At 51.0% G+C, this 8,986-nt stretch carries 11 protein-coding genes and 1 pseudogene; 3 read left to right on the top strand and 9 right to left on the bottom strand.

What is annotated here, in order from left to right; all coding sequences use genetic code 11:
- On the top strand, positions 1-532 hold a 532-nt coding region (locus IGR76_18490; protein MBF2080446.1), incomplete at its 5' end, for a helix-turn-helix domain-containing protein.
- A gap of 136 nt (positions 533-668) precedes the next feature.
- Here the strand turns inward: IGR76_18490 and IGR76_18485 are convergent.
- Positions 669-1,148 carry an adenylate kinase gene (locus IGR76_18485; GenBank protein ID MBF2080445.1) on the bottom strand — a complete coding sequence of 160 codons (480 nt, stop codon included), beginning with the start codon at positions 1,146-1,148 and terminating at the stop codon, positions 669-671.
- Positions 1,149-1,345: 197 nt separating this feature from the next.
- The gene (locus IGR76_18480; GenBank protein MBF2080444.1) at positions 1,346-1,708 is read right to left on the bottom strand and encodes an STAS/SEC14 domain-containing protein; all 363 of its coding nucleotides are present in this window, start codon (positions 1,706-1,708) and stop codon (positions 1,346-1,348) included.
- A 251-nt stretch (positions 1,709-1,959) separates the two neighbouring features.
- Here IGR76_18480 and IGR76_18475 point away from each other — a divergent pair, with 251 nt between their 5' ends.
- Positions 1,960-2,661, top strand: a complete 702-nt coding sequence (locus IGR76_18475) for a magnesium protoporphyrin IX methyltransferase (protein ID MBF2080443.1) — start codon at positions 1,960-1,962, stop codon at positions 2,659-2,661.
- Here the strand turns inward: IGR76_18475 and IGR76_18470 are convergent.
- The 6 genes and pseudogenes from IGR76_18470 to lipA form a co-directional block, all read right to left on the bottom strand.
- Entirely contained in the window at positions 2,625-3,239 is a 615-nt protein-coding gene (locus tag IGR76_18470; GenBank protein ID MBF2080442.1) for a hypothetical protein, read from the bottom strand. The genes IGR76_18475 and IGR76_18470 overlap by 37 nt on opposite strands.
- Entirely contained in the window at positions 3,182-3,457 is a 276-nt protein-coding gene (locus IGR76_18465) for a hypothetical protein (GenBank protein ID MBF2080441.1), read from the bottom strand. Before IGR76_18465 ends, IGR76_18470 begins: the two co-directional genes overlap by 58 nt.
- 15 nt (positions 3,458-3,472) lie before the next feature.
- Positions 3,473-3,613 carry a hypothetical protein gene (locus IGR76_18460; protein MBF2080440.1) on the bottom strand — a complete coding sequence of 47 codons (141 nt, stop codon included), beginning with the start codon at positions 3,611-3,613 and terminating at the stop codon, positions 3,473-3,475.
- A gap of 191 nt (positions 3,614-3,804) precedes the next feature.
- Positions 3,805-4,656 carry a glutaminase gene (locus IGR76_18455; protein MBF2080439.1) on the bottom strand — a complete coding sequence of 284 codons (852 nt, stop codon included), beginning with the start codon at positions 4,654-4,656 and terminating at the stop codon, positions 3,805-3,807.
- 106 nt (positions 4,657-4,762) lie between these two features.
- Positions 4,763-6,064, bottom strand: a pseudogene (gene codB / locus IGR76_18450) (cytosine permease).
- Positions 6,065-6,155: 91 nt separating this feature from the next.
- Entirely contained in the window at positions 6,156-7,073 is a 918-nt protein-coding gene (gene lipA / locus IGR76_18445) for a lipoyl synthase (GenBank protein MBF2080438.1), read from the bottom strand.
- Positions 7,074-7,493: 420 nt separating this feature from the next.
- On the opposite strand from lipA, the gene IGR76_18440 reads away from it, so the two are divergent.
- A complete protein-coding gene (locus tag IGR76_18440; protein ID MBF2080437.1) occupies positions 7,494-8,033 on the top strand; it encodes a response regulator in 540 nt (179 codons plus the stop codon).
- Between the two features lie 83 nt (positions 8,034-8,116).
- Here IGR76_18440 and IGR76_18435 read toward each other — a convergent pair whose 3' ends face one another.
- The gene (locus IGR76_18435) at positions 8,117-8,725 is read right to left on the bottom strand and encodes a cyclase (GenBank protein ID MBF2080436.1); all 609 of its coding nucleotides are present in this window, start codon (positions 8,723-8,725) and stop codon (positions 8,117-8,119) included.
- Positions 8,726-8,986: the final 261 nt, after the last annotated feature.

The raw sequence follows: 8,986 nt of genomic DNA, 5'->3' as shown, positions 1-8,986 counted from the left end.
TTACCAGGTAAAAACGCTGCTCGAAGAGGTGTTGGTGAAGTCTCAAATTGAGCAGGCATTGCAGGATAAGCACAAAGCCCGTGACCTCAAAAATCGCTGGAACAGTGCGCTCAACCTCTTGGTGAGTCTGGGATGGCAGATTGAGTACGATCCGGAAACCTACCCCGACTGGATTCGTCCCGGTAGCCAAGCACCCAAACCGCCCAACTGGCGACAGAAAAAGATGATCGAGTGGTTGCTGCAAGCTAAGCTGACGATCAAGCCGCCGCATCCCATCCCAGAGTTACTAGGTCGAGTGAAGGAACCCCGCAAGCTGAAATCTGCCCTCGATACGCCAGCGGCGATTGCCGAACTCACGGGCGAACAAATTCGGCAAGGGCGGGAGCGTCAAGGTTGGAGCCGTAAGGAATTAGGCGGATTCCTCAACCTCAGCGCGGATTACATTGGCAAACTGGAACGAGGCGATCGCTTTATTACGCCAGAGCTGGAGAAAAAACTCCGAAAACTGTTGCGAATTACCGAACCGAAGTAGGTGACGTGGGGCGATCGCCCCCAAGGCGTAGCTGTAAGGTACGTTACTAAGCAACCCAACCACCTTACACGATTGGCGATAGTAACCTTTATTTTGCGAGTTCCAGTTCAACAGATCGGTAGAACTCTTTGATATCCTAAAGAGACTGAAGGTGATAGACCCGCTTGCTTGCCTTCGCCTTCTTTACATACTCTCGGTACTTTGGCGTAAGCTTCTGATGGTACAGCCAAACCGTATGGTAACTGTTCAGCGTACCTTTTAAGAGTGGGCTATTCTCAGGCCAGTTTGTGGGGGGAACGAGAACTCCCTTTACAAACCGCTTTGTTACCCACCAATAGTGCTGGAGAACGGGCATAACTATATAGATTAAGGTGTCTGCTCTCTCCAGTCGTTCCCATACGGTATCTAGCGATCCATATCCATCTATGATCCATTGGCCTTGCTGGAGGAGTTGCTCATGAGCCGCTTTATAGTCTTCATAGGATACTTCGCCACCGCCAGGTTTGTATTTCAACAGGTCTAACGCAACCACGGGTAAACCTGTTATCTCTGCTAAACGGTTGCTGAGGGTAAACTTCCCTCCTCCCGCATTGCCAAAGACTGCAACTTTATTCACGGGATCTCCTTGATGCCGTTGAGTGTGGTTTTAAACTACGCTTCGGTGGTGCGTTTTTACGAGCTAGTGCGCCGATCGCTTTTGGATATCCAGATCTGCGACTTCTTTTTTGATACCAACAAGTAACGACTGAGACGCGTACAAGAAGTCGCAGCTCTTTGGGGTGGGGCGATCACCCCTAACTGTCATCCTCAACTCTACTCCGCCGTTGCTAACCAAGCCCGTGCATCCTCCAGGTGCGATCGCTCAAACGCCTTCACCTCTGCCGATAACACACTGCCCACGGCTTCCGAAAAGGTACGCATCCACTTTGCATCTGCTACCACCGCCGCATGGGTAAAGTCGTTGACATCGGCAAAGCCAAATCGCACATCTTTCCAAAGGGCGATTGAATCCATTCCTTCGACGTGATCAATCTCCTCCAGAATCCGGAGCTTGCCATGTTTAGCCAGATCAGCCTTGATCTGTGAAACCACCTGATCAAAATCCGCCTCGCTAATCTTGCCCTCTATGCTAATTTCCACAATGTTGGTATTGGGGTCGTTTCTGTAGGTAATCATTAGGATTACTCCGAGATGAACGTCGGTATTGCGGTACTGATGCGAGAATAAACACCTAGCCCAATGCGTTGAGTTTTCCTGCTGAAGCGGTTCTTCTATATCCAGAATAGCAAGGCATTCCGCCCTATTGACTCAGCGTATGGGGCGATCGCCCCACATTATTCCCAGCTAACCTTCCACTGAATGCCCTAAACGTACTAGGATCTAGACTGGAGAGCGTTTTTTAGCACGATTAATCAGCCTTTAGATCCATGAGCATCGCAAACGAAGAAAGAATTGACGATAAAACCGTTGTCCGGGATTACTTTAACGCCACCGGATTCGACCGCTGGCGGCGCATTTATGGCGACGGTGAAGTAAATAAGGTTCAGCTTGATATCCGCACCGGACATCAGCAAACGGTTGATCATGTGGTTCGTTGGTTAAGCGATGACGGCAACCTGGCTGGTTTAACTATTTGTGATGCCGGATGTGGGGTTGGCAGCCTCAGCATTCCTCTCGCCCAGGCTGGTGCGACGGTGTTTGCCAGCGATATTTCCGAAAAAATGGTGGGTGAGGCGAAGGAGCGTGCCCAAGAAACCTTAGAAAATCCAGAGGCAATCCAGTTTGCGATTCAAGATTTGGAACATCTCAGCGGTCGCTATCACACGGTGATTTGCCTGGACGTGCTGATCCACTATCCCCAGGACAAAGCTGCTGATATGATCGCGCACCTTAGCTCTCTTGCTGAATCTCGAATTATCCTCAGCTTTGCACCTAAGACCTATGCTTACAGTCTGTTGAAAAAGATTGGTGAGTTTTTCCCTGGCCCTAGTAAGACGACCCGCGCCTATCTGCACCGAGAGGCCGACATTGTCGCTATCCTCCAGAAGAATGGGTGGAAGATTGAACGTAGTGAAATGACCAAAACCCGCTTCTACTTTTCGCGACTACTAGAAGCAGTCAAAGCGTAAATTTGTTTGATTGGTTCCAAGGATAGGTGGGGCCGCAACGCTCCACCTATTTTTATGGCGTGATCAATGGGGCGATCGCCCTGCAAAACCTCTAGAATTTCTAGCCCCAGTCCCTTTGCTTTGCGACGGTTCCAGAGGTAGGGGTGAGCCGCTAAGCGATCGCGGTAGCTCTTGAGCCGCAGCCAATCTTCGCGGCTTCGCTGCTTTTCCGGGTTCAGGAGATCCGGGTTTTCCACACCTAACTCAGTCAAAATCCCGTGGTAATCCGTGTCGTTGATATCCAGCTCTCGACGCAGATTTTGCAAAACGTCTAAGCTAGATGACGAATTAACAGCCCCTTCGTCTAGGGCTTCCCGGAGCACCTGTTTGTAGGCATGTAGTCGTTTGCCTTTGGTGAAGTCCGGCAGGATCTTAGCAAGAACATAGACCTCATCGGGTGTCAAACTGTCGAGCGATCGCCCCTCTAAAAACTGACCCACATCAAGCTGAAGTTGGCTGAGTTGTTTTCGCAGACGTACCGCTAAACTTTCACGGGAATAGAGGCTAGAACTTCGATATACCGCTTTTCGAGCAGACAACCGATTTTGTAGCCAGCGATCGTACCAATGCCCAAGGTTAGCGGAGCTGCGATCAGTTTCAGAACGGCGATCGCCGTTCCAAAGAGATAGAAGCCTGGACTCAAGAGGGTAGCGAGTTGACTGCCTTGATGCGTCCAAATCCCCGAAAAATAGTAGTTCCAGTTGCCCGCGTAGAGGTAGTAATAGATAAAGTAACCGGCGTAGGGTGCTTCGTACAAACAATAATCCTGAACCTAAATGCAGACATCGGGATAGGTGCGAAATAGCGCCAACGGACTATTCGGTTGCGTCAGCCATAGTGAAACGGGATCATAGAAAAGAGACACAATCAGCAGTAACCACGCGCCAATGATTCCCCACCGAACTCGATGCATGATCCGTTCCGAAGTCTCTGCAAACATTCCTGTATGTCCTGGTTCTAAAGTCGTTGAGGTTGGGCGATCGCCAGTATTGCAGTCCTATCATGTCGAATAACCATGCGTTAGGGATTGCCGTGCTGTTGCGATTTTCAGTATTTCTAGATTAAGCGATACTCTCGATGGCAATGAAAATTATGGCGTAATCGTTACGCAAATAGACTCAGATCGCAGTGACGCACCACCCGCCGAATGAAGTCCAGTCCGGCTACTGAGTTGCCGATCGCGTCTAAGGGTGGACTATAGCAGGCGATCGCCCCTTTGCCGGGAACCAAGGTCAACATACAACCGCTCACGCCCGATTTTGTGGGCAAGCCTACCTCGACCGCAAACCGACAGGACTGTTCGTATAGGCCACAGGTCAGCATTACCGCTTGCACCATCCGTCGATGCGGGGTCTGAATCAGGTCGCTAGAGCGAAGGAGCAATACTCCCAACTGAGCCAGATCAGCCACCGTTCCCGATAGACAGCAAACCCGTTCATAGATATCTAGGGCATCATCTACGGAACCTGCCAAGTGTCCCGATTGGCAGAGTGCTTGAGCGATCGCCCAATTTCGTTCATTCGGCACCGATCGCACCGACTCCAGCATCGAAAGATCTAGGTCGAGATGACATCCAGCCTGATCCTTGAGCCACTGTTGAAACCGTTGACAGGCGATCGCGGGTGTCTCTCCTGGCAGTAATGCAGAAAGAGCGATCGCACCACTGTTAATCATGGGATTACGCGGAAATCCCTGATCCTGCTGGAGTTGGTCTAGGGAATTAAACGGCTGATCCGAGGGATCAATACCTACATGGGTCAAGGTCTGTTCGGTGCCGTACTGTTCCAAAATAGAGAGAAACAGAAACGGCTTGATTACGCTCATCAAAGGAAACCGCAGGGTGCGATCGCCCACTTCGTAGACCCTATCATCCACCGTACTAATTTGTGCGGCGAACCAAGTCGGACAGGCGATGGCCAGCTTGGGAATATACCTCGGCAACCGTCCTTGATCCATGTGCTGACTAGCGGCGATCGCCCACTGTTCCAGCAAGTCAGGATCGAGGCTGTTCAGGGAATTAGAAAGTTCAGGTAACTCCGACAATACTATTCCTCGATAGAAACTAGGACTCGATCGTAGATCGTTGGCGATTCAGAAACTGGCTCAACGCCCAATAGATCAACGCAGCGGCAATAATACCGTTGATGGGTTTAATACCCGTCGAAAAATAGGCGATCGCACTGGCCGCCACGTAGGCCACCATCCCTGCCCAGTTAAACGCTGGCTGGGGCTGATCCAACGATGGAAACCCCTGCCGACGATAGAGCCAATAGTCGGCCATCACGATGCCCCCGATCGGCGGAATAAACGTACCCAGCAGGATCAGAAACGGCACAAGCGCTTCGTAAATGCCACCCCAGGCCAAAATCAGCGCAAAGGTTGCCCCGCCCAGCACAAAGAGCGTACGTTTGGTGGTGCGGAACATGTGGGCACCCGCGACGGAAAAGGCGTAGATCGTATTGTCCTGAGTTGTCCACATATTTCAGGAAAAACAGGATCAGCGCGGCAAATAACATTCCCTGCTGCGCCATCACCTGCACAATATCCTCATTGCCGTATACCAGCGCACACAGCGCACCGCTAAAGATCAGAAATCCATTGCTCAGGAAAAAGGCCATCAGGGTGCCAATGAAGCCAATCTTTCCGGTTTTGGCAAAGCGACTCCAGTTGGTCGCCTGGGTTCCCCCGGATACAAAGGTGCCGACGATAATCGTCAGGGCAGCACCAATGCCCATCTCTCCACTAGGGGCGATCGCCTGGAGACCCGCAACACCCCCCGCATCCTTCATCGCAAGCGATAAACTCAACACCATCAGAATCACCATCGCAGGTACGGCAAGGCGGCTGAGCCAGTCCATGGCGCGGTAGCCCAGGTAAGCCGTCGAACAGAAGAAATAAGTAAAAATAGGATCGTCAGCCAGTTGAGAGATTCAGGGACACCCAGCAGCGTGTTCAAAATTTGAGCAATGAGCGCCGATCCCCAGGCATACCAACCCACTTGGGTAAAGCCCAAGATGAAATCCACCCAGCGTGATCCCACGTCGCCAAAGCTAAACCTTGCCATCAAAACGGTTGTCAATCCCGTTTCTCCGGCGATATAGCCTAATGCAGACGAGTACAGCCCCAAAATCAGATTGCCAGCCAGGATCACACCCACCAGTCCAGGAAAAAATTGATACTTGGGTCCAACCAGTCCTCCAGCAAACAACGTCCCGGAGTACAGGGTAAATCCAATGAGAAGGGGAGCTAAAGAGAGTAGCGATTTACGCTTGTCTAGGGGAACTGCACTGAGGGGAAAGTCTTCGCTAGAGTGCAGGATTTCCCTGGATGTGTCTAGGTGAGGTTCAGTTAAGCGGTTACTCATAGTCGGTTTTCAACATTACTGGGGTAGATGCACCCATCTTGAAGGGAAGCCCCTCAAAAATTTTGTGTCCTCAATCACCATTAATGATGTCTTACGCGTCTTCGCCAGCATGGTAGGAACTTCGCACCAGAGGGCCAGACCGCACATGGGCAAACCCCATTTCACGGGCGATCGCCCCTAGACGATCAAACTCCTCGGGCGTCCAATACCGCTCCACAGGTAAATGTTCCAAGGATGGACGCAGGTATTGCCCAATCGTGAGGCGATCGCACGCACTGGCGCGTAAATCCTGCATCGTTTCAATAATCTCCGCTTCCGTTTCGCCATGCCCCACCATCAAGCCGGATTTCGTCGGAATGCTCGGATTCAGCTCTTTCACAATTTCCAGAACCCGGAGCGATCGCTCATACTTGGCTCCTCGGCGCACCCGTCCCTGGAGTCGCCGCACCGTTTCAATGTTGTGGTTATAGCAAACCGGATTTGCCGCAACGACGGCTGCAACTCGTTCATACTGGGCGCGATCGCCCTCTGTCCCACCCCAAAAATCGGGAGTTAGCACCTCAATTTCGGTTTCTGGATTGCGGTGACGAATCGCGTTCATCGTCTTCACAAACCAGTGTGCCCCTTGATCGGGCAAATCATCCCGTGTGACCGAGGTCAGCACCACATAGCGCAATCCCAACAGCTCAACGGATTCTGCCACCTTCTCCGGTTCCTCATGGTCAAGGGGCATCGGCGCGTGACCCTTATCCACCTGGCAAAAGGCACAGGAGCGGGTACAGGTTGGCCCCATCAGCAGAAAGGTTGCCGTTTGGTTGGCATAACACTCTGCCCGATTGGGACACCGCCCCTCCTCACAAATGGTGTGAATCTGTCGCTGCTTAATAATGCGCTGCACCGTGGAAATATCGCTCGCTTTCCCGATGGGACGACGCACCCACGCTGGCATCGATTCTACAAGGGGCGATCGCGAACGTTGGCGGATTGGCGGGCTGGAATGGTCTGTCATGGCGTTGATGGATGGGGCGAGAGCGGAGGCATAACGTCTACTTCAGCAATCCTATCATTCTCGTCTTGATGCTTCGTCATCAGACTGAAACGCTTGAATCATCGACTTTATATAGCAATCCTATTTAGATTGTGAAACGTGCGCCCCGACGGGGCGCACGTTTCACAACTCATCTTTTTCACAAATCACGTCCGAACGCTATATCAAAATCTATATACCGTATAGGGATGAAAGCGATAAGATTTGTATGTAAATCCTGAAAATGTCTGTTCATCCTGAGGTTTGGGGCAAACTTGATAAGGCAACTAGGAGCGTTGTCCCAAAGCAGCAAGTTATAGGACTATTTCTCGGATAGCCTTGCTATCCTGGTTAGTTAGAATCCTAGAGCATTGTCTTTAGTTACATCGAGAGGAGTCCATCGTGGCCAGTCACAAGATTCTCGTCATTGATGACAGCAGAGTTATTCGCAACATGGTGCGGGATATGCTGCCCAAAGGAAACTTTGAAGTCCTTGAAGCAAAAGACGGAATTGAGGGACTCGATACGATCCGACAAGAGAAGCCAAACCTGATCATGCTGGACTTTTTGTTGCCCCGCATGAGTGGCTGGGAGGTGTTTCAGCAAATTCAAGCCAGCAACGAATTACAGCGCATCCCGCTTGTGATTATGTCTGGACGGCGGGAAGAAGTGACCGAAAAGCTCTCAGAACCGTTTGAGTTTTTTGAGTTTATTGAAAAACCCTTCGAGCAAAAGGAACTGATCGAGGCGATCAAGTCTGCCATGGCAAAGGCTCGCTTGCCCCGTCCAAACCTGGCAGGTAGCGCATCTTCAGCGGATATAGCAGGGGATGATGAGATCGCGCAGCTCAAACATCAAGTCGCAACCCTGCAAACAGAAATTAATACTCTGAAGCGGCAAATGGCGCAACTTTTGACCTACATTAAGCAAAAGCTGCGCTAAAGCAAAAAAGTAATGGTGGCGATCGCCGTTTTCAGTCCAGTCCAGAGGATCTGAATCTTCTGGACTCGTTTATGTGTTTAGAATCACGACCCGCAGATCGCCTGCCGGAGCGATCGCATATTTTGCGGCAGGTCAAAGCGCATGGCCTGTTGAATTACTACGGATGGAACAGGCACGGCAGGAGTCGCCTGAACCGCGTAGGTCAATAGCGTCCCTGCGCCATAATCTTGTAGTTTTAAATCCGCAAAAAAGTCATTGAAACTCCCCTGTTCCATGTAAAACTGAATGCTTTGCCATGCGTCTTTATTGGCAATCTCAAAGACACGTAAGTAAACTTCAACCTCTGCCGTTAGCATCAAAAACGCTTTGCGTGCCGCTTGGTATAGGCGTGTGCCACCTCGACGCCCCTCTGGGGGAGTATCGATCACCTTGCTACAAGTAATATCCGGGAAAAATTGCACCCACCGTGGGTAGTTGGTCACTTCTTGCCAGACGCGATAACGAGGCTGATCCAGGTACATTTGAGCGGTGACGGCTCCGCCCCAGGCCGTGTGCGATCGCGTCTCTAGCAAAATTTCGCCGCTGAGCAGAGCTTGATGGGCAGTTTGGGAATCGGTTGACGTGTTCAAAAGCTGTCCTGCTAAATGAATGAAGTGCTGTGGAGACTGAGGAGCGGATTGGATTGGATGCATGGTGACTTCAGATGATTGTCCAACAATGGGTTCACCAATTCAAGTGTGCATCAGATGCACTAAAGGGTTAAACAAGGTTTTGTTAACTTTAGGATGAGAATGATTAAGAGTTATAGCAGTGAAGGAGACTATAAGGAGACTATTAGGACATAAGGGGGGACTTCGCCCCCACGCAGAGGTGAAACCCCTGCACCCCGTCCTAAGTAACCCTTTGGTTGCAATAGGAGAGGATGGATGACGCAGAACTCGACGCTGACGGTG

Source organism: Synechococcales cyanobacterium T60_A2020_003 (genome assembly GCA_015272205.1).
Lineage (GTDB): Bacteria > Cyanobacteriota > Cyanobacteriia > RECH01 > RECH01 > JACYMB01.
The sequence above is the reverse complement of the archived record's forward strand: the minus strand, read 5'-3'. Positions and strand labels throughout refer to the sequence as shown.